Source organism: Pseudomonas sp. LS2P72 (genome assembly GCF_054897865.1).
In genome coordinates, this window is the sequence record NZ_CM142708.1 from 3,264,978 (window position 1) to 3,285,543 (window position 20,566).

Here is a 20,566-nt window from a genome sequence, read left to right on the forward strand (position 1 = left end):
TTGTGCCGATGAATATCCCTAATCTGATTACCGTACTACGCGTCCTGCTCATTCCGATCTTCATTTTACTGTTCTACCTGCCGTATCAATGGAGCTACCTGGCGTCCGCCTCGGTCTTCGCATTTGCCGCCGCCACGGACTGGCTGGATGGGTATCTGGCCCGCCGACTGGAACAAAGCACACCGTTCGGAGCTTTCCTCGATCCCGTGGCTGACAAGCTGATGGTTGCCGTTGCGCTGGTATTGCTGGTGCAAGAACATGGCAACCTGTGGCTCACGCTGCCGGCCGCCGTGATCATCGGTCGCGAGATTGTCGTCTCGGCACTTCGCGAATGGATGGCCGAACTCGGCGCCCGCGCTCATGTCGCCGTGTCGAACCTGGGCAAATGGAAAACCGCCGCGCAAATGCTGGCGCTGGTGATCCTGCTGGCCAATCCGTCGGATTTCACGTTCTGGGTGCTGCTGGGTTACGCCTTGCTGCTGATATCCGCGGGCCTGACGTTGTGGTCAATGGTCCAGTATTTGCGGGCTGCCTGGCCGCATCTGAAGACCGACGTGGAAAAGAAATAAACTTTTTTGAATCAAGGGGTTGACGGGGCATCTGGATTCTATAGAATGCGCCACACCAAGACGCGGGAATAGCTCAGTTGGTAGAGCACGACCTTGCCAAGGTCGGGGTCGCGAGTTCGAGTCTCGTTTCCCGCTCCAATTATTGTTCTATTGGCTTCCATTGAAGTCTGTAGAAATTGAAAAAAGAGACTTTTGTCTCTTTTTTTGTTTCCAGTAAGTTCCACTCGATACCACGACTAGCCGCGATTTTTTAGTACATTTTTTAGTACATTAATCCGGCGTTTGGTAGATCACTTTTTCGTGGTACTCGCCTCTCTGGAAACCGTACAAATCTCCTCTATTCAAACGAGACGGAGATTGTACGATGGCTCTCACCAATACGGCAGTACGGCACGCCAAACCCCGTGCCAAGGACTACACCCTCCCTGACTATAACGGCCTCGCCCTTTTCGTGAATACGAAAGGCGCCAAGTGCTGGCACTTCCGCTTTTCCTGGGCGGATAAGCAACCGCGTATTTCTCTCGGTACCTATCCTGCAATTAGCTTACGAGATGCTCGCGCTCTGCGTGATGTTGCGAGGGCGCTGGTCGCTAGGGGCATCGATCCGCGTGTCCATCGGCAGCTGGAGCGTAATGCCAGGCGCCTGGCCACGGAAAACGCCTAAGAAGCGGTTGTTCAGCATTGAAAGTGGTACGCAAAGTTGAACATCGTGTTTCTGGTGGTGGGTCTCGATAGTCCGGTCGGACCCAGAACCTCCCGCTTCAATTGGCCGCCGAGTCGGCTGACAGCGAGGGCGTTCAGGTTGAGATGTAGAGGGGGGTGCCTTACCTTCGCTGTTAATGGCCCGTTAAGCCTTTGGGCCAGGTCGGTGATCAGTCGTTGGGCAGGTGCAGTTGCACTTCCATGGCGTCATGAAGGAGTCGGACGACCTCGATCACGTCGTCGTTTGCCACACGATAGAACACGATATGGCGTGGGCTTTTGACTGTCCCATGCGGGTGTCTCGCTTGCTGGCGTGAGTAGATAAGGTGATAGCTGCGAAGGCCCGGTGCAAGCTCATCGCGTTCGTGGCTGCCAATGCGATAAGGCGTGCCGGCAATAGCTTGCAGCGCCGCGAGGATCAGCGCCTGGTAGCGCTGGCGTGCTTGATCGCCGAACTGCGTCTGGGAGAGCCTGAGGATGTCGACAATGTCGGCGCGCGCCGCGTTGGAAATCCGATACTGCGGCATGCTCAGTGTTTCTCTCTCGCGGGGAGGGTTGCCTCCAGGCTCAACCCCTCGAGGCAGTGCTCCAGGTCCCCTTCGTTCAACGGAATGAAGCGCCCGTGCTCAAGATCCATGATGCCGATCGAGGTCGCCTGACGCAGGGCCTCAACTTTGGCGGTGTCTTCGGCGACGCGCTGTTCCAATAGCCGCAAACCTTCTCGCATCACTTCGCTGGCATTTTGATAACGGCCGGACTGAACCAGGTCATGGATAACCTGTTCCTGATGGGGGGTGAGCACAACGTTTCGCGTCGCCATAATTAGCTCCAGCTCTGGGCAAGCAGGGTTTTCCGATCATTGGCATATTATGCCATTTTGCCCGCGAACGCATAGTCTGAGATTTGTATCTGACTAACTGGGTCATCGCGGACATTGTCGCCAGTATCCGTCGATACCTTAACTCTCAACCCTCAAGGTTAACTCCATTAGGGCAGCCTTTAGGGCCAGCTGGTTTTGGTACAGCCGTTCGAGGACATCAGGTAGCGAAATACAGTGGACATCGTTTCGACCCCAATCGATGAGTCGAAAGCGTAGCGGGGGGGGAGGGCTTACAGAAAATTTAGTTGTGTTGCATCTACTGGTTGAATCCACAACCCGAAGCGGACTCTGAGAAGAAACATGGCGAGAGGCCGGCCTCAGGAGCTTATTTGGGTGTCCGTTCGGGCTTGGATACTTGAAGGTCAGCTTCGATCTACATCTACCGAATAGTGTCACCTCCGGAGGAAATAGCCTGTGTATACGATTCAGCCGCCCAACCTGACCTTAACGGTCGGCACTGACTAATGAATGCTTCCATTATTGCCTATCAATAGCCAGCGACGGCTGCGCTAACATAGCGGCAGGAGGTCTTGCTTAGGCAGCAACGGCCATGCATTAAAACAGGAAGTGAGATGCCGATGACCTTCACTAGTTCACCTTCGAAGTCATCCAATGGATGGCAGATTCAGCTCGTTCGGGGCAATCCCGATTGTGCCGCGTTTTACCAATGGATACACAGTGAGCTCACAAGGGTGACCAAAAACTGGCCACCCAAAATCACGAAGCTTACGACCGGTCGAAAGGGCAACCTTGGCGAATTCCTGTCTTACAAAGTTGCGCGTGCTAGTGGGTTGTATGGGAAAGGCAACGGGTACACATTGGCGCTTATGGGAGCCCTGACACCGCTGCAAGATGGTGCCCCGACGGGGCTGGACGTCACTATTGTCCACTTGGACCCAAAGGGCGACGAGAGTAAGGACTGCCTTTACATCATGGAGGTCAAGACTACCGGCGCCGTCAAGTTGACCTACGCGACTGCACTAGTTGATGACTACGAAAAACTCTTGGGGAAAACAACGGTCGCAGGGTCGCTAGGTCAGAGGCTCAATTGGCTCCAAGGCTACCTGATGGAAGTACACGAGTTTGATGACGACGCGCTTGAGCGAGTCGGTAAGCTTTTTATGCCTGAGGCGAAGGACTGCAAAGGCATCAGGCTGCTACCTACGTTGGTTCACGATCGTGGAGTCGGGGATGTGGCGGCTATTGAAGCTCTAGACGATGTTGCCGCGAAGATTCAACAACAAGGGTGGGGTAAGCAGACCATTGAGCCCTGGAGCATTGCGATAAGCACGCTCACGAATTGCCTTGTGCATCTCTCTAACAACGGAACTACGATGCCATGAGCGACCTCCCTGCTTCAATCAGATTCCTCGAAAGCGCTGCCTCATCTGCAGCGAAGGCGAGAGGGGTTGAACCAACGTGGCCGACCGCAGATCCTTTTGATGTCTCGACCGCACTTAAGTGCATAAGCGCATTCCAAGTTCGCGTAGACCTCGACGTACTTGAGACGCTAGATGATGAGCACAGCGCGCGACCTCTTGTTGCCGCAGCCCGCATCTTGCAATCGACTGCTCAACACCTGCGACGCGGAATAAGTCCGCCGAAAGTTGCTGACCTTGATGACTTGTCATTTCATGCTGCTCTTGCCTTTGCGATGCATGGCAACTTTCCCAGCGCGCGAGCTGCGCTTTCTGATGTGTCCTCAGGCTATACCAAGGAAAGCTTGGTATTCCGTATGGTCGCAGCCATATGCGACCCCTCCAGTAGGGCTGTTCGATATATTTCGAACAACCGGAACTTCGAGAAGTTTCGTTTCTGGTGGTTCCGCGCCCTGCGTAGCTCTAAGAGGCAGACGCGTACCCGAGCATTCAAATCTGCGCTTGCGCTCTTCACTGAAGCTGCAATGGCAGGAACTATGGCGGAAGGCGCACTCTTGCTGGGAGGACGGGTGGCGGCCTACCAAGCAAAACGATTAGCAACCGTTAATCTTCTAGACGACGCGCCCGAAATTCCAAGATGGTTTATCCGGCACTCCATTCGGGCGGGTACGGTGACAATGCTGCCCCCGCAACACGTTCTTTTGAGCAAGAAACGAATTGCCAATCACGGGCGCAACACCCTCCTAACGCTTCCCACGAGCACGGGAAAGACTTTTGTTGCTGAAGCTTGTATAGCTGCCGATTTAGAGGGTGATGGCCTTTGTGTCTATGTAGCGCCGTTTGTCGCGGTTGGGGAGCAAGTGAAGGACTCACTTCGGAAACGTCTTGGCGACGAGATATCTTTAGTTTCTATGTTTGGTGGTTTCCAATCTGAAGCCTTGAACAGCTTCGCCGAGAGTGAGGTTGTCGTCGCTACGCCTGAACGGTTTGACGGGTGGCTTCGTTTTGGTGAAAACCTTGATCGACTACGCACGGTCGTCTTCGACGAGATTCATGTTCTGGAGAATGGAGTTCGGGGTGCCCGCGTGGAGGGCTTGGTTTCCCGCCTTCGGTTGCTTCAGCGAAGCAACCCAAAGATTCGCATCATAGGGCTGTCAGCTGTATTGACTGAGCCGCAGCGAGTTTGCACATGGCTTGGCGTAGCACAACGCGACCTACACCAAATTGGCTGGCGACCTACCGCTCGCCGATTGGCTATGTGCCTTGCGAACGGGGATATGTACTGGATTCACGGGAACGACGCGCTCCGCCCCTCGGACGAGATACCCACCTCTACCGTATCTGAACCTATCAAAGTCAAACTTCCTGGACAAATCCGACCGGGGAAGTTTCCGATTGTTAACGAGAAGAGTGCGGCCGCCAATCTTGGCTCGATAGCACGCGACCTTTTGACTCGACTGGGTTCGCCCGGGCTGATCGTGTGCTCACGAAAATTGGACACTCGGCTGCTTGCTCATGGACTAATGGAAGATCGAGAATCTGTTGAGAACGACGTAGTTCTAGAGACAGCAGAAAGCATCCTCACACGCTATCCGTATTTAAACTTCCTTGCTGATTGTCTTCGGCGTGGCGTTGCGTACCACAACGCATCTCTTCCCTTTGATGTACGCCGTGACATAGAGAAACTAATCCGGGCGCGTGCGCTCTCCGTGGTTTGCGCGACTACTACTCTCGCCGAAGGAGCGGATCTTCCATTCAGGTGGACTATCGTTGGTCACTGGCTCAGCAGTATGCGTGACGATGGCACGGCAATGAAGTCGATGACTTTCCGTAACATTGCGGGACGCTGCGGGAGAGCTGGTGCCTTTACTGAGGGCGACACGATTCTCTTCGAAAACTTGATGGGCCCTCCATCTTTGAAACTGCGCCAGCAAAACAAGCATCGCTTGGAGGAAGTCATGTTTGCGTCCTCGCCGCTCGTGTCCACGCTTGGTAGCGAATGGGATGAAACTCCCCCCCAAGGGCAAAAACTGCTAGAGGCAACACTCAGCGCGCAACTGCTCGCGTGCATCGGAGAGAACCCTGACGCTGATGATATCGTGTCGGATTTGACGGATGCCTCATACGCTGGGCAGACCGGTGGTGAGGATAACGTACGTCGAATTCTGTGTGAGACCGTTAGTAAAATTTTGGATGACCAACAGGCTGGTGGTGCAATGGCTGTCATGAACAGCCCAATCCGACTCACAGACTTTGGCAAAGCTGCTAATCTGAGCGGCTTTTCGCCTGGAACCTGTCGGCTAATGGTGCAATACCTGACCGAGGAATCTTTTGAAACTCAGGCAGCGCTTTACAGTGATCTGCTGGAGCGGTTTAACGATGTTCCCGAACAGTCTAACGAAACGTTGACAAAAATTTTCTCAGGGGCTAAGCACAGGAACGTGGTCAAGGCCTCAAACATTGAGGAGATGCTGGAGAACTTGCTATCGCGTATGGATTTACGCCAAGTCTTTGAAGCCCTACGCAAGAAGAACTCTACGGCGAAGCCGGACACCGTTGAGACGATGTTTGAGGACTTTGTGTCGTTCATAAACAGCGTTGTGGGCAATTTCCTACCTTGGATTCTACGAGGTCTCGGGAAGCTCAGCGAGTTCGGGAGTGAAGAGGCGGCCACCATCAAATGGTCGCAAATGGCTAGGGAGGTCGAAGCCGCTTTGCGTGCGAGGGGTGGTGAGGCTGAGATCGACGACTTGCTGATTCCAATTGAGTGATTGCTCTGTTGAGGTTGAGCTACAACTGCTCGCTCAACAAAGACTGGAAAAATAACCTGGCTTATAGATGGTTACTTGAAATTACGCCGAGGCTTTCCAAAATTTGGAGCAAACGGAAGTGTTTGACGTCAATTCAAGGTAAGCGTCCGGTATCCGTCCGGTGAAGTCATCTAGCCCGCCCTGCAAAGCCAAGACATGGTGTGCACTTAAATTTAAGAGGGTGTCCTAGATTTTGTGTAAACGGGATTTTTATTAAACCGTTAACAGCCGATCTTCGAACTGGATACTGAAGCGATTCAAGGCCGCTTTCCAGTCCCGGATCGGCATCGTCCACTTCTTGCTGATGTTGTTCAGCGCCAGATAAAACAGTTTCATCACCGCGTCATCGGTCGGAAATGAGGCGCGCGTTTTGATCACTTTGCGCAGGCTCATGTTGATCGATTCGATGGCATTGGTGGTGTAAATCACCTTGCGAATTTCGGCTGGATAGTCAAAAAACGGGATCACCCGAGCCCAGTTTCGCCGCCATGACAGGCTGATCGACTGGTACTCGGCATCCCATTTGGCTTCAAATTCGCAGAGTCGTTGTTCGGCCAATTCGGCGGTTGCCGAGGTGTAAATCAGTTTGAGATCAGCCGCCACCTCTCGCTGCTTTTTCCACGACACGAAGTTCAAGCTGTTGCGCACCATGTGCACGATGCACAGCTGAACGACGGCTTTTGGGTAGACGGCTTCAATGGCTTCAGGGAAACCTTTGAGACCGTCCACGCAGGCGATGAAGATGTCCTGCACGCCCCGATTCTTGAGTTCGGTCACCACTTGCAGCCAGAACTTCGCGCCTTCGGTTTGAGCGATCCACAGACCCAGCACTTCCTTGTGACCGGCCATATTGACGCCGATAGCCAGGTAAACCGCCTTGTTGCGCACGGCGCCAGCGTCACGCACTTTGACGTGAATGCAGTCCAGATAGAGGATCGGGTACAGCGCGTCCAGTGGTCTGGCTTGCCACAGCTTGACCTCGTCACTCACCGCGTCGGTAATCGCCGAGATCAGGCTGGGAGAGACCTCTGTGCCGTACATTTCCTGTAAGTGAGCCTGGATTTCTCTGACACTCAAACCGCGAGCGTAGAGAGAGATGACTTTGTCATCGAAGCCCGTCCAGCGGGTTTGATGCTTGGCCACCAACTGCGGCTCGAAGGACGCCTGCCGGTCGCGAGGGATGTCGAGCGGCAGTTCGCCGAAGTCGCCCTTCAGGGTTTTACCGCTGTGACCGTTGCGCGCATTGGCGGCGGTGTTGGTGATCGCTGCGCTTTTGTCGTGCCCCAAGTGTTCGGTCATCTCGGTTTCAAGGGCCCGCTCCACCAGCATCTTGGTGAGCTGTTTGAGCAGGCCGTTTTCGCCGATCAGATCTTCGGGCTTTTTGTAGTTGGCCAGCAGACTGTCGGCCAGTTTAACCAGTTCAGGATCAGGCTTGACTCGTTTGGCGCGCTTGGGTTTTGGCTCGGTCATTGGATTTCCTTGGGGTAGGCAGTCTCCTGCCAAATGACCGTTTACACAAAACTAATTACACCCTCAAATTTAAGTGGGCACCATTTCTAGCCTTTTAAGCGGGTCTTTCATGCAGCCACAACACCGTTCCTATTCCAAATCCTTCAAAGCCCAAGTCATTCAAGAGTGCGCCCAGCCCGGTGCTTCGATTGCCAACATTGCACTGAGCCACAGCCTCAACGCGAACCTCGTCCATAAGTGGATTCGGCTGCAATCGCAGAAAAGTGTCGCCCTGCAACCTACCTTCATCCCGCTGACACCACAGCCGCCGACTTCACGATTAGATATCACCGCTGCCACCATCTGCCTCGAAATCCCACCCCCGCGCGTTACGGTCAAAGTAAGCTGGCCGACCGAAAGCGCGGCTGCCTGCGAGACCTGTTTTTCTGGGGCTTGTTATACCGCTATCGTACGTGCAGCTGTCTGCTGCAGTTGGCGAGCGATTGCATTCGTTTTCGTCAGGCAATGCAGCCAATGCTTCGGAGCCACATGGGGGCATTGGCGCAGCTTGCGGAACTCACTTTTACGGAAGTCGTGTGGCGGAAGACGGACGGTGTCGGCTGGAGTCACTACAGCGGCCGTCTTCACGCCAGTCGAAGGGAGACTTTTCGTTGAAGCGTTACACGATTGAATCCACAAGAGCCTTTGTGGGCCGTACCTCAACGACACGGCCTGTACTCATGAATACGATCATTCCGCGCATGGCATGGGTAATATCAAGGTAGGTCTGTACCTGTTCCTGATAGTGCTTGAGCGCAGCAGGCGCAGGGTCTACATCACTTTTCCAGTCCACTATGACGTCCGGTAATCCAGACTCCGTAAATGTCAGCGCGTCAGCGATACCGACGGTAGCAGTTTCCTGCCCGTCTTCGGCCTTCGCTGAATAGACCACGAATTCTGGAAGTAGAAATTTCCGCAGAGCGGCGACCTCGGGTAGTTCCAGCGTCCTGGTTACACAACTAGCCAGCTCCTCCGCGGCAAGACCTGTGGCTGGGTCGGCGACAGGCGTCTGTCCAAGTGCCAGGATCAGTTCACGAGCGCGATCAATGAGCGACACCAACTGCGCATCGGTTTCGCCAGTCAGCACTTCCTCCATAAGCTTGTGCAGAATAAGCCCACGTTCGCGGCCGCCTTGCACCTGTGGCAACGTTTCCAAATCGTGCGTTTGATCATCGGAGGTGCTTGTCCAAATTTCTATCGTTTCCTCTTCAAGTACAGCTCCACCGGTGCCTTCATTGCGACTCGGTGCAAGCCAACACAGCTGCGGCTGGCTCGCAGCAATGGCTTCAGCTTCCCTAGCAAACCTTTCGCGCGTCTGGTAGTTGCTGTCTAGCCCATTCGTAACAACGACATGCGCTGGCCAATCCGCGAGGTGAGGTTCCGGAAGGTTCGCTAGGTCCAGGTCGAGCAGGCTGGCCCATGCAGATTTCGAAGGAACAGTGTCGTGACGCGTAAGTACCAGCAATTCTCGAGCACGCGTCGCCGCTACGTACCACAGTCGGATACGCTCGCGTTCAAGTTCCTCTTTCTCTTTATCCATAGCCGCTTCATGACCCGCCGGCGCAATTTTCAGCACCTTGCAATAGAGGGTGTCGCTATGTCGATCAACTACGGCACCGCTTGCCGACATGATCTGGGTCATTGTGTTGATGGGAATTACAATGGGCCACTCCAAGCCTTTTGCGGCGTGCATCGTCACCAGCGCAACTGCTTCTTCCTGGGCATCTGGGCGGCCTTCCACGGCCCGGGTCTCATCTTCCCAGGCTGCGGTCATCGCTTCAGAGAAGGCGCGTAAGCCGGCGCCTGCATAGGTAGTCGAAAAGCTTAAATAAAGATCAATATTGGCCAGGGCTCGTTCGGCTTGGCCCCCATGGCGCTGCAATAGCAACGGGCGCACCTGCAGCATATCCACCGCCTGGGATAACAGTGCATGGGGAGTGGTTGAATTCGCTCGCCGATTGAGTGATTGCAGCTTTTCGATAATCTCACGGGCCAGTGGATGAGTGATGTCTGCGCTCCCAGTGCTCAGATCCAGGGAGGGAAGTCGCTCTGGTGTATCTGCATTTCGTGGCAGCGTCCACACCACATCCAGAAGTTCTTCCTCGCTCAACCCGACCAGCGGGCCACGCAGCAGTGAGCCGAGTGCTAGCGTATCGCGCCGGTCGGCCAGCACTCGGGTTAGCGCGATCAAATCTTGAATTTCTTGACGCCAATAGAGTCCTTTGCCAGCCTGGGTAGCCACCGGTATCCCACGCTGCTCTAACGCTTGTTCGTAACGCCACAGGTCAGTCCCGGTGGGCGCGAGGAGAGCGATGTCTCCAGGCTGGCAGGGGCGGGTTGCGGTCCCATTGCGGTCTGCGACTGGTTGGCTACCGATCAGGCGCGCACAGAGATCGGCGACGGCTTCGGCTTCTGCATCGCGTTGTTGTTCAGAGCTGGACTTGCCGTCGGCATCTGCAGCAGCAATATTCAGTGCAGCAACGCAAGGCGTGTCACGCTCGCCATGAAAAGCCTCAAGCGCGGTGAAGCCGGATTGCCCGGGTGACGATAAGATGCCCTGGAAGCGCTCGTTGACGTAAGTGAGGATCGACGAGCATGAGCGGAAGTTGGTGCTGATAGCGAGTAGGCTGTCTGGGGCCTGCTCCTTGAATGCCTCGCGAGCCTGCACATAGGCGCTGACATCGGCGCCGCGGAATCGATAGATGGCCTGCTTGGGGTCCCCCACCAGAAAGAGCGCGCCAGGGCGGATCTGGAACGTTGTCCAGTCGTCAGGCGTACTGCCTGGCGTTCCACAAAGCCGCCAGAAGATCTCTGCCTGAAGCTGATCGGTGTCCTGGAATTCGTCGACCAGTACATGTACAAAGCGTTGCCCTAATGCACTGCACACCTCGGGATGATCGCGCAACAAATCGCGCGCCGTGTAGATCAGATCGTCGTAATCAAGCCTCGCAGTGGAACGTTTGTACTCACCGTATTTATCTACGGCCTGTTGAGTTTCTTCGATCACGGCTGCCAAGGCTTGAGCAGCAGCCGATTGCTGTACCTCAGTCCATGCTTGGCGGCATGCCTCATAGTGAGCTTGTGCCTGATCGTTGAGCTGAGCACCCTCTGCCTTCGACAAGCCTGCCAGCTTGGCAGCTGTCTCCCATTTTCCTTTGAATTTATAGGCTTTGAAATCGCCCGCTTGGGTACAAAGTTCCTGGTGGGGTCGTAGCACCAGAGCCCGAATCGTCCCCGTAGACGTCTCCAGTGATGCGCCTGCGCTTAGTTCGGCTGCAAGCTCAGCCAATTGTGAGGCTTTAATCGCAGTTTCAGGTTCATGCACACTCGCGCTGCTGGTGAAGGCTACAAAGTTGGCGGCTGCGCGTTGGAGTGCTATTTGAGCGAGCTGGATAGGGGGCGCAGCTGGAGCCGAAACCCCACGGTGCTGGCGCAGTTTGTCGGCGACAAGGTGGATGAGTGTCAGGGTCTCATCAGGGCTATGCATCACCATCTCGGCGATAACGCTGCTTCTGTTGGTATTCAGCGTCTCTCGCAGCCAGTCATCTACGATCCCATTGAATGTACGTTCAGCCGCTTGGGCGTCCATGACAACAGCGCCCGGATCGAGGTTAGCTTCAACCGGGTAGGGTTTGATCAAGCGCTGGCAGAAGCCATGAGTTGTTGAGCATGTGATTTCATCAATTGCGGCGCGGGCGGTGTGAAGGTTTTCGAGCTGCGCCTCGGACAACCCATTGGGGAGCGCAACGCGAAGTTCGGCTGAGATGACACTGGAGCAAAGCTCGGAAACGAAGTTGCGTACGCGCACCAGCAGCTCGCTGGCGGCGAGCTCGGTGAAGGTCACCGCAGCAATATTGCTCGGACGAATGCCATCGGCCAGCATCAGCGCGATGCGCCCGGCCATAACAGCAGTCTTGCCGGAGCCTGCTCCGGCCTCCACTAGAAACGAGCGATCGTGCTGGCTTATCGCCTGCCAGCGCGCATTGTCATCCTTGAGAACCCTGGTTAGCGCGCTCATCATTTTTCCTCCCAGATATTGGCGGCTTCGCCCAATGCTTCCGTTGCGGCCGGTAGTTTGCGTTTGCAGTAAGTGGCGCTTGCATTGGCGGGCAATGCGAACGCGAGCTCGTCATAGTTGATGCCCGCGTCAGTGCCCGGTACCGCCACGCCACTCACCAGGCTTGTCCTTGCCGCCTGGAGATAGTCGGTGAGTCTGTTCATTACGTCTTGGGAGTCAGCGAGGTGAAGACTGGTCTTATCACGCGGATAAAGCAGTGAAGCGCTCACGGCAACCTGATCCCCTAACAATGCCTTTACCGCAAAGGAGTAAAGGCAGCGCTGCAGTTCGCGCCCGCCATCCAGCTCTATTTCATCCTTTGGCTTGCGGCCGGTCTTGTAGTCGCGAACAAATGCTTTAGCTCCATCAGCGGATAGGTCCAGTCGATCGATGTAGCCGGTGATATTGAACCCCGTACTAGGAATTGGCACTGATTCGGCGGTGTTCCAGGGCAATGTTACTGAAGGCTCAGAGCTTGAGCCGCCGAAGGGCACTTCGGCATAGGCACGAGAATCCGACGGCACTCCTTCGCGTTCACTCAGTGCCCAATTTGCCATCGTGCGAGCAGCTTCCAGCGTACGTTCCCAGATAATTCGGGGAGGCACTGGGTGTTCGGTTTCCCATTGGATGGCAACATCAGCCACCGCGGTGGCAACTGCGGTTTCGATCAAGGTCTCAGGGGCATTCGCCAGGCCGTCTGATTTTTCGATGATGAGCAAGGCCTTCTCGAGAATTTCGTGGACCAGGTTGCCGTTCTGTGCACCATCGAGCACCAAAGGCTCGCTAGCGCTTTGTGGGGCGCGCCAGCCCAATCCATAGGCCCATACGAAACCAATCGGATTGCGAAGCAAATGGCGAAGTGAACTGGCCGATTGGGTACGATCGAGGATCGCATCGATCAAGGGGTGCTCGGCCCGAACAAGGCCGTCATGGGCGGTTATGGCCGTGCTTCTCCAATTGTTCCAGCAACGCTGCGCGCTCAACGCTTGTGGTTGTGCCTGTAGCTCGTTCGGGCGCGCCATGAGCCGGTCGGTCTCGCTGTAAGCATGCTCAGGTACGGCGTGGCGGCGCAAATAGGCTTCCTCGGGCTGCGAGCCGAGCAGCGGACTTCGTCCTAGCAAACGTCCGTCCTTGTCTCTGCGTGCGCGGGACAGCACGACTTCTCCGTCGGTGCTGGCCAGGATGATCTCGAAGTCTCGACGATCAGCGAGATTGAGCGACAGTGGATCGAGCAGCGATGTGGGAATGACATGGGTCGGGATCAGCCGATCCTCGTCCACAGTACGCGGCCACTGGGACGCGTTCAGACCTATCAAACGTACGTAACGTCGTGGCGACGCAGCTAGGGTGCTGGCAGGCATCCAGGCGATCGATATGCAGGCATCTAGCCCATCATCCTGCTTCAAGGTTTCCAGGGTTTGGTCGATGGACACCGCCGGCCCGGCCTGAAGCGCCTTGTTCCATATGGTCAGCGCGCGTCCTTTGAGAAACATTTTCCCGAGCTGCGTGGCCGCTTCGGGGCCTTGGCTCAGCAGTTCAATACTGGTCCGCAATGTAGGCGTATGGTCCTGACCATCCACCCAGGAGCTGGCCTCCAGGCGCGAAAAAAGTTGCTCCCACGACTTCACTTTCAGAAGTGGCGCGTCGTTTGGCAGGATGCGTTGCCAGCCTTTGGGTAGCGATTCCCAGGCTGCCGAACCACGGCAAAGAGATGCCAGGCGGCGGACACGCGACTGCGACAGGCCGTAAACCACGATATCGGCTAATGCAGCCGCTGCTTGGCCTTCACGAGTACTGACGGTCTTGATTCCGTGAACGAAATGCAGATCGAGGTTGGCATCAGCGCGCAAAGCCAGGAAGTGTTCATCGTATTCGGTGGTGGACGAGGCGGCGATTGCGATCTCGGAGGGAGGCACACCAGATACGAGCAGTTTTCGCACCCACCGCATCGCCTCAATGGACTCGTGGTAGGTCGTTGCCGCGCTAACTGCGCAGATTGCAGGTGTTTGCGCGGGTGCCTGTTGAACGCTGACTGCACTGCCATCCAACCAATCGGGCATTGGCCTCGGACCGAAGTTCCACTGTACCGAAACGTTTTGGGCCAGTGCTATGAGTAGCGGCCGCCAGCAGGGAGGTAGGTCGCTCAAGCCTTCAATAAGCACCTCGCCGAGGACTACTGCGGCATGAGCAATACGATTCTGGGCGGCGGCAGCGATATCGAGCGGGCGCAGCACCGCCGCAGGCAGTTGATCGAGTACTGCTGCTTCCAGGCGAGCGATGGCATCCAACCGGGGATGTTCGGCCGCGCGCGTTTCAAACTCGATCCCTGCATACCAAGCTTTACGCAATGTTTCCGTCGCTGCGTTAGTCATCCCGGGAAGCGTTTTGATGCTGTCCAGTTCACCCAAGCCTACACAGGGTAGGGCCATTTGAATGGCCGCGCGCAGGCTTTCGTCGTCTATCGGGCAGGTGAATCCACCTGCCAGTCGAACCGCCAACTGCTCAAAAGTCATCACTTGGACGCCATGGCGGCCTTCTCGGGCCAAGGCCAGACGTTGATGGCGCATGGCTAGGCGGCCCTGCACTACAACGGTCGAACGTTTCGCAAAAGACATCGCTGCTCCTTCAGAGTGATACGTAATGATCAAGCGCTTGTATTGTGCTGGCCCGCCAATCCAATAGGGCTCAACTAGCTTAAATTCAGCTCGCGGACTGTCTCTGGGCAAAAAATACTGCGGTAGAAATATCGAGCGAGATTGAAGCGAAAGACTTCACGAGCAACGGCTCTGGCAGCGCCCAATCCCATTTTTCGCGCAGCATGTTCTCCACATCTGCGAGAGTCGAATCGAGATCGCTTGGGTCCAAACTACCCACGGCCTTGAGTGCGGCTTTTGCCTGATCGATGTTCGCGTCGATCTCTATAGCAAGGCCCGAGTTATCACAAGAAAGGCCCACATGATTGAGCAGCAGGCGTAGCGCATCATTGGCGTAATCACCTAGCCAACTGATCAAATAACATTTTCCGCTCGACTCGATGAGGTAACGCTCGCCAAGACCCAATGAGACAAATGTCTTTCGAGCTTCATCGAGTAACGCTTGAGCGCCGCGATCGATAAACGGGCAAGCGGCCGGGTCTGCCAGGACTGCGCGCATCTCTTCGCGCACAGTGTCATGCACCATAGCGCCCAAACCATCGAACTGAGGAGGGGCACCACCGCGTGCGGCTGAAACAATAATGACCTTGGCCTGGAGATCAACATCACGCACCTGCCATCTCCGGCCTCCAAAGATGATGCGTTGATCCTTGGTCAACGGGCGGCTTACGGGGACTGATCCCAGCGCTTTACCTTCACACATCAGGCGGAATTCTTCATCGCTGGTGAATGCGCTATAGAACTCGTAGTGGTTGATCAGTCGCTCTCCAACCGTCCCTGGGAGCAATAACCCCGAACTGTCTTGAACAATGAGTTCATGCTCACCCAGGGACTTGAGCAGCTTCACGAAGTCTGACTTCTCGACATTCGGAAAAGCCCCCTCTGCAATCAAGACTCTCCAGAGGTCTGCTGCAGATGCGCCACCACACTGGGCAATGATGGAAAGGGATTGCTGAACAAGGGTGGACGCGTGAATGCCCTGAGCCCTGGGAGGTTCAAACCACCCCCTGGCCAGCAGTCGAACCATGGCAATGGTCTGAACCAAGCCTTGGCGCAATTGATCCGAGAGGCTCGATGCATCTTTGAGTGGTGACTCCTTGCAGTAAACGCGCAGCGTTGCTTTTTCTCCTGGGCGTCTGCCAGATCGCCCTAAACGCTGTCGCAGACTCGCCACCGATGGTGGGGCACCAATCTGCACCACTGTTTTGATGCTGCCGATGTCTATTCCGAGTTCAAGCGTCGTGGTGCAAATCGCCGATGCTGCCTGGTTACCTGCCTTGAGAGCATGTTCAGCCTGCTCCCGCAGATCCTTTGAAAGACTGCCGTGATGAGGCCAGAATTCGTTGGGCAGACCATCTTTCTCGCAACGGCGACGCAGTTGGTCTGCGTACCATTCAACCTGAGACCGACTGTTCGGGAAAATCAGGTTATTACTGCCGCGTAACACCTTGTATAGATGATCAGCAATCGCGAAGTCAGGGCTTGCCTCGTTTTCCGTCTCGTCTTCATTTTCCTCCTGATCAGAAGAGCGCTCGACGGGCTTCTTTTTGAGCTCGCTCATTGGCGGCTGGATGTAACCGCGAACCTGCACCTGAAGCGTCTGGTTGGAGCTTTTTGACTCAATGACGGTAACCCCATCGGCATTTCCCGGACGCAAAAACTCCGACGCCATCTTCATATCGCCGAGCGTGGCTGACAGCCCGACCCTAGGGAGACGGTGCCCGGTGACAAGTTCTACCCGATGCATCAGTGACTGAAGTTGTTTGCCTCGTTCGCTACCGATGAACGCGTGCAGCTCGTCTACGACGATATAGCGTAGATTTTGGAATACTCCGCCAAGACTTGAGCCACGGTTTACGAACAGTGCTTCAAGGGATTCAGGGGTGATCAACAGCACGCCCTCAGACGACTTTAGAAAGCGGTGTTTTTTGCTCGAAGAAATATCTCCGTGCCAGGCCACTACAGGGATCTCAAGCTGCTCACAGAGACGGCTTAACCTGTCCCATTGATCATTGATTAAGGCCTTGAGGGGGCTGATATACAACACGGCGCCAGGCGGGTCATCGTGGTTAAGTAGATTGGTGAGTATGGGAAGGAAAGCGGCCTCGGTTTTCCCCGCCGCAGTTGCTGCGGCGATGATGACGTCCTGGTTGGCATTCACCAGTACAGGCACTGCCCATTCTTGGGCGTCGCGCAAGGAAGTCCAGCCTTCAGCCCAAATCCATCGCTGGATTCGGGATTCTAGCTGGTCGAAACCCGATGAGTCAGAGCGTGAAGGTGGCAAGTTCATCGTCCGCGTCGACTTTCGTGTCGTCTTCGCCGCCCAAGTCTTTGGCGACCTCGACGCCTCCAAGCAGCGTCCGCCAATCGGCACCTGGGTTTTGCTCCAGAATGGCCAGCAGGTTGATGAATGCTGTGATCGTGGTGCGCGGTGTACGGAAGTAGGCTTCACCCAAGCGTTGGTTGCAGTGCGCCATGAACAGCGGGAGCGCCTCGTCAGGCAGTAAATATTTTTCAGCATCGCCGCCAGCATATACGTGACGAAGCTTCTGAAGCAGTACGTAGAAGTCCTCAGGGGTAAGACTGGTGAGACGAATGACGGGCCCCGAAAGATCCACGAGTCCGGTTTTGGCAAACGAGTTCTCGGCCAGTCGCGATTGCAGGGCAGGGTAGCTGAATAGCCCTCGACGAGTGTCCATCAAAAACTCGGGCGTGCCACCCAATACGAAACCAAGCCCCTCGGACGATCCCTGCAAGGAGTCATTGAGGATACGGAGGATCTGTTCGTAGTTGGCATTACGAGCTTGAGTATTCGCCAGCTTGTAGAGGTTAACCAGTTCGTCGAGGCAGATCATCAGACCGCCGAACCCTGCGAGTCTGATGAATCTGGAAAGCAGTTTAAGCTGATCGTAGACAGAAGCATCATCGATGATGGTCCGTACACCCAAGGCCGCTCGGGCATCCGTCTTGGTGGTGAACTCGCCACGCAACCAACGGATCGCGTCGGCCTTGAGTTGCTCATTGCCCTCCTCGAAACCGCGGCAATATGCAGCAATCACTTCGGCGAAATCATATCCATTGACCATCTCGGTCAGCTCGCTCAGGTGGGCACGGATGACAGTCTCGCTGTCAATACCTGCCGCCTTTGCTTCGGTTTTGGCTTGGGAGATGAATTTCTCAACGATGCCTTGCATGGCCCCGCCGTCGGGCTTCGTGCGCGTCGACATGTTCTTGGCCAGCTCGGAGTAAAGCGAGCGTGCCTGTCCCCCGGTGGCATGCAGTCTGCGATCAGGGTTCAAATCAGCGTGCATGGTCACGAGTTTTCGCTCCATAGCGATGGCTCGCACCAAATTCAGAAAGAACGTCTTGCCTGCACCGTACTCACCAATCACAACCCGAAAGGCTGAGCCACTTTCGACCAGACGATTGACGTCCTTGATCAGTGCATCGAGTTCGCCCACCCGGCCCACCTGAATCAAGTGTTGGCCGACACGAGGAACAACACCGGCGCGCAGCGATTGTACGACCGCGTCGCGATCCTTGGCTCTGATAGTGCTCATAGGGCTAACTCTTCCAGGATGTCTGTATTGATCTCGACGGGGTCATCACCCTCAGTGACGGGCATGTCGAAACGTTCAAAAGCCATGTCATTGATTTGTTCCAAGGCACCATCGAGCATCAGCTCCATGTCGCTGGCGGCGGCTTCAAGTTCGGAGCGGCTCCATTCAGGACGTGAGATCAACAAACGAAGGAATGCAGAGTGCTCCAAATCGAGGCCCGCAATATCAGCGCTCGACTCCGGAGCCGATTCTGCAGCTTCAACGGGCTGTTCAGCCTCCTCGACCGGATCATCAGTGAAGACCCGGGCAAGGAGGGCGGAGACCTCAGCCGTCTCCCGCTGCAGCTGTGCAATCCGCTCATGATTGAGCACGAAGCCTTGCTTCGCAGTTACAGAGACTTGTGCCCCAGGTTCGGATTGGGGAGAGCTGGTTGCTGGCGCAACGGGCGCAATACTCGCCCCAGATGCTGCTCCGTGAAGGTCGCCATAAAGCAGCTGACTATCCAGTTGCAACGCCTTATAAACTCGCTCAAGAAGCTTCACTTCCGATGGACTGACGGTGCCATCGGCTTGCGCCAGGTGAGCCAGGAAGCTGGCGATCATGCGCTTTGCTTCGACGGTCAAGGGATCGAGCTTTTTCTTCAGGCTTGCGAGCGTTGGTGGTTGCTGGAGCTGAATTCGCAGATGCGCCTTTAGACGCTTGCGATGGGCAACGCTCAGGTGATTCCATGAGTCGATGTGCTGAGCAAGCAGCGTGAACTCCTCATTGGAGGTGTCACCATCGACAGATGCCACTGCACTGGACAGATCAAGGGTTACTGATGCAGCGTTGTATGCAGTAGAGGCCCGGAGTGATCCGTCTTCGGGCAGGGTCACGAACAATGCGATTCGGTCTTCAGCTTTCGGTATTCTGCTACCGGCCAGTACGTCGGGCTCCATTCCGATATGAAGCGATTCTAGTGCACGGGCAAGCGCGAGTACCTTGTCGCGAGACAACACACCGGCGCTTTTGAATCGACCCGCGAGTTCGCCAAAGCTCATGACAATCAGATCGTCACCGATCCTGGATCGAAGCTCGTCCAACTCTGTACGGGCCGCCGCCGGCCAGAGGATGACAGGAAGCTGCAGGAGGCCCTCAAGGGCTTCTGCGCTTTCAGGGTTTCGTCCCAAATAACGGCTGTAGGGCTCAAGCTCGCTGGTGCATAGCTCGACAAGCAGTTGCAAATTTTTACGTGTTCCTGAGGTTGCCATGACGTCAGGAAGATCACCCAGATTTAGCGTGGGTGCCTTTAACACCGCAGATGCTGGGCGGTAGCTGGTCTTAAGCTTGGTCTTGTTTTGCGCCAGGATCAGACCCGCAGGATGGAAGCTTGCGTATTTGAGCTTGAACAATGTTGAGAAGACTTCTTTGCAGCGCGTCACCGGGGTGCGTTTACCGATGTTGGGGTCGGCTAGCGCCCATGCCAACGCCCAATCGGCATCTAGTGGACGCTTGTTGGAGGCGTGTTGCCCCAAACCCATGCGCAGCGGCAGTGGCATTTCGTAGTTTAAAGCAGCAACTTCGGGAGGCGGGCCAAGGTAGAAATTTGGGTCAACAGCAGTGTTTTCCAGGTAATCCAGTAAGCCGCCCGCATATCCCCTGAACGACCGGTTCTCCCCATAAATACTCAATAGGCGCTGGACTTCTTCGACTATCAAAGGAGTCTCAGCAATTACCTTGGGATTCTCTACGCTATCAACGAGTACCCGGCGCTCCAGTCCATAGAAAAACAAAAAGACATAGCCGGTGTCCGCAAGTGGATCATTACGCCCACCTGCAAGCCATTGAAGGTATCCGCGCCGAGCCTCCGGTGTAATGGAATGAAAACTTGGCCAGTAAGGCATCAGCCGCTCTTCAATATCGACGTATGCCTTGGCAATCCGGAGTTTTGGGTTGATCAGTGAGGGCTCTTGCGCGTCGTATCGGCCACCCAGCGTACTCCCGACATAGAACATACCGCCGGGAAGCGAAAAGCCAGAAACAGTGACAGACTCGCCTGCCGGCACCCAGCGGGCATCAGACTTCTGTGAGCCTGCATCTGGAATTTTAAAGGAGGTGAAGGGGCGCGAGCCGAGTTGGACGGTATAAAACTCGGGACTTTCTTCAACATCCATATTGCTCGTCGAAACCTCACGGATAGAGAACGTAAGGTCTATACCTTGTGAGTTCTGCGGGCGAGTTAGCTCTGGAGGCGATGTCGGGATTGGATCGCGCTGTCGCTTTGCGCGATGAGCCAGCAGCCATAGAATCGCGCCGATGCAAGCTATGACGCCAATGGCGATCCAAGCATTCTTCGGAATCGCAGCGACTGCGAAGGTCAGTGCAAAAACCATCAGGATGCTGGTGCCACTGGAGTTTTTTGCCTTCTTCCTTGCCATGAGACATTTCAACCTTGAAAAGTGGATGA

At 55.5% G+C, this 20,566-nt stretch carries 13 protein-coding genes, 1 tRNA gene and 1 pseudogene; 6 read left to right on the forward strand and 9 right to left on the reverse strand.

The window, feature by feature from the left end; genetic code table 11:
• Positions 1 to 8: 8 nt before the first annotated feature.
• The 3 genes from pgsA to ACYZUA_RS15040 all read left to right on the forward strand — a co-directional run bounded on the left by pgsA (position 9) and on the right by ACYZUA_RS15040 (position 1,233).
• Complete coding sequence (gene pgsA, locus ACYZUA_RS15030; RefSeq protein ID WP_008150904.1) at positions 9 to 569, forward strand: CDP-diacylglycerol--glycerol-3-phosphate 3-phosphatidyltransferase; 561 nt, start codon at positions 9 to 11, stop codon at positions 567 to 569.
• A gap of 62 nt (positions 570 to 631) precedes the next feature.
• Positions 632 to 707 (forward strand) — tRNA-Gly (locus ACYZUA_RS15035).
• A 226-nt stretch (positions 708 to 933) separates the two neighbouring features.
• Entirely contained in the window at positions 934 to 1,233 is a 300-nt protein-coding gene (locus ACYZUA_RS15040) for an Arm DNA-binding domain-containing protein (protein WP_461959472.1), read from the forward strand.
• Between the two features lie 208 nt (positions 1,234 to 1,441).
• Here ACYZUA_RS15040 and ACYZUA_RS15045 read toward each other — a convergent pair whose 3' ends face one another.
• The 3 genes and pseudogenes from ACYZUA_RS15045 to ACYZUA_RS15055 all read right to left on the reverse strand — a co-directional run bounded on the left by ACYZUA_RS15045 (position 1,442) and on the right by ACYZUA_RS15055 (position 2,322).
• On the reverse strand, positions 1,442 to 1,798 hold the full coding sequence (locus ACYZUA_RS15045) for a type II toxin-antitoxin system RelE/ParE family toxin (protein ID WP_461959473.1): 357 nt from the start codon (positions 1,796 to 1,798) through the stop codon (positions 1,442 to 1,444).
• A 2-nt stretch (positions 1,799 to 1,800) separates the two neighbouring features.
• Positions 1,801 to 2,091 (reverse strand): type II toxin-antitoxin system ParD family antitoxin, encoded by a 291-nt coding sequence (locus ACYZUA_RS15050; protein ID WP_461959474.1) that lies wholly within the window; start codon positions 2,089 to 2,091, stop codon positions 1,801 to 1,803.
• A gap of 47 nt (positions 2,092 to 2,138) precedes the next feature.
• Positions 2,139 to 2,322: pseudogene (locus ACYZUA_RS15055) on the reverse strand (hypothetical protein).
• Positions 2,323 to 2,723: 401 nt separating this feature from the next.
• On the opposite strand from ACYZUA_RS15055, the gene ACYZUA_RS15060 reads away from it, so the two are divergent.
• Together ACYZUA_RS15060 and ACYZUA_RS15065 are read left to right on the forward strand one after the other, a co-directional pair.
• Positions 2,724 to 3,494 (forward strand): hypothetical protein, encoded by a 771-nt coding sequence (locus ACYZUA_RS15060; protein ID WP_461959475.1) that lies wholly within the window; start codon positions 2,724 to 2,726, stop codon positions 3,492 to 3,494.
• The gene (locus ACYZUA_RS15065; protein ID WP_461959476.1) at positions 3,491 to 6,301 is read left to right on the forward strand and encodes a DEAD/DEAH box helicase; all 2,811 of its coding nucleotides are present in this window, start codon (positions 3,491 to 3,493) and stop codon (positions 6,299 to 6,301) included. The genes ACYZUA_RS15060 and ACYZUA_RS15065 overlap by 4 nt, the downstream gene beginning before the upstream one ends.
• Before the next feature lie 252 nt (positions 6,302 to 6,553).
• Here ACYZUA_RS15065 and ACYZUA_RS15070 read toward each other — a convergent pair whose 3' ends face one another.
• Entirely contained in the window at positions 6,554 to 7,810 is a 1,257-nt protein-coding gene (locus ACYZUA_RS15070) for an IS256 family transposase (RefSeq protein ID WP_240890573.1), read from the reverse strand.
• Between the two features lie 109 nt (positions 7,811 to 7,919).
• On the opposite strand from ACYZUA_RS15070, the gene tnpA reads away from it, so the two are divergent.
• Complete coding sequence (gene tnpA, locus ACYZUA_RS15075) at positions 7,920 to 8,480, forward strand: IS66-like element accessory protein TnpA (RefSeq protein WP_461959477.1); 561 nt, start codon at positions 7,920 to 7,922, stop codon at positions 8,478 to 8,480.
• Here tnpA and ACYZUA_RS15080 read toward each other — a convergent pair.
• From ACYZUA_RS15080 to ACYZUA_RS15100, 5 genes are all read right to left on the reverse strand, one after another.
• On the reverse strand, positions 8,469 to 11,867 hold the full coding sequence (locus tag ACYZUA_RS15080) for a UvrD-helicase domain-containing protein (protein WP_461959478.1): 3,399 nt from the start codon (positions 11,865 to 11,867) through the stop codon (positions 8,469 to 8,471). The genes tnpA and ACYZUA_RS15080 overlap by 12 nt on opposite strands.
• Positions 11,867 to 14,521, reverse strand: coding sequence for a PD-(D/E)XK nuclease family protein (locus tag ACYZUA_RS15085; protein WP_461959479.1), 2,655 nt, complete (start codon positions 14,519 to 14,521; stop codon positions 11,867 to 11,869). The genes ACYZUA_RS15080 and ACYZUA_RS15085 overlap by 1 nt, the downstream gene beginning before the upstream one ends.
• A gap of 85 nt (positions 14,522 to 14,606) precedes the next feature.
• Positions 14,607 to 16,781: a DEAD/DEAH box helicase gene (locus ACYZUA_RS15090; protein WP_461963984.1), complete on the reverse strand. Its 2,175-nt coding sequence runs from the start codon at positions 16,779 to 16,781 to the stop codon at positions 14,607 to 14,609.
• A gap of 43 nt (positions 16,782 to 16,824) precedes the next feature.
• Complete coding sequence (locus ACYZUA_RS15095) at positions 16,825 to 18,120, reverse strand: ATP-binding protein (RefSeq protein WP_461959480.1); 1,296 nt, start codon at positions 18,118 to 18,120, stop codon at positions 16,825 to 16,827.
• On the reverse strand, positions 18,117 to 20,537 hold the full coding sequence (locus ACYZUA_RS15100) for a tellurite resistance TerB family protein (protein ID WP_461959481.1): 2,421 nt from the start codon (positions 20,535 to 20,537) through the stop codon (positions 18,117 to 18,119). Before ACYZUA_RS15100 ends, ACYZUA_RS15095 begins: the two co-directional genes overlap by 4 nt.
• Between the last annotated feature and the right edge of the window lie 29 nt (positions 20,538 to 20,566).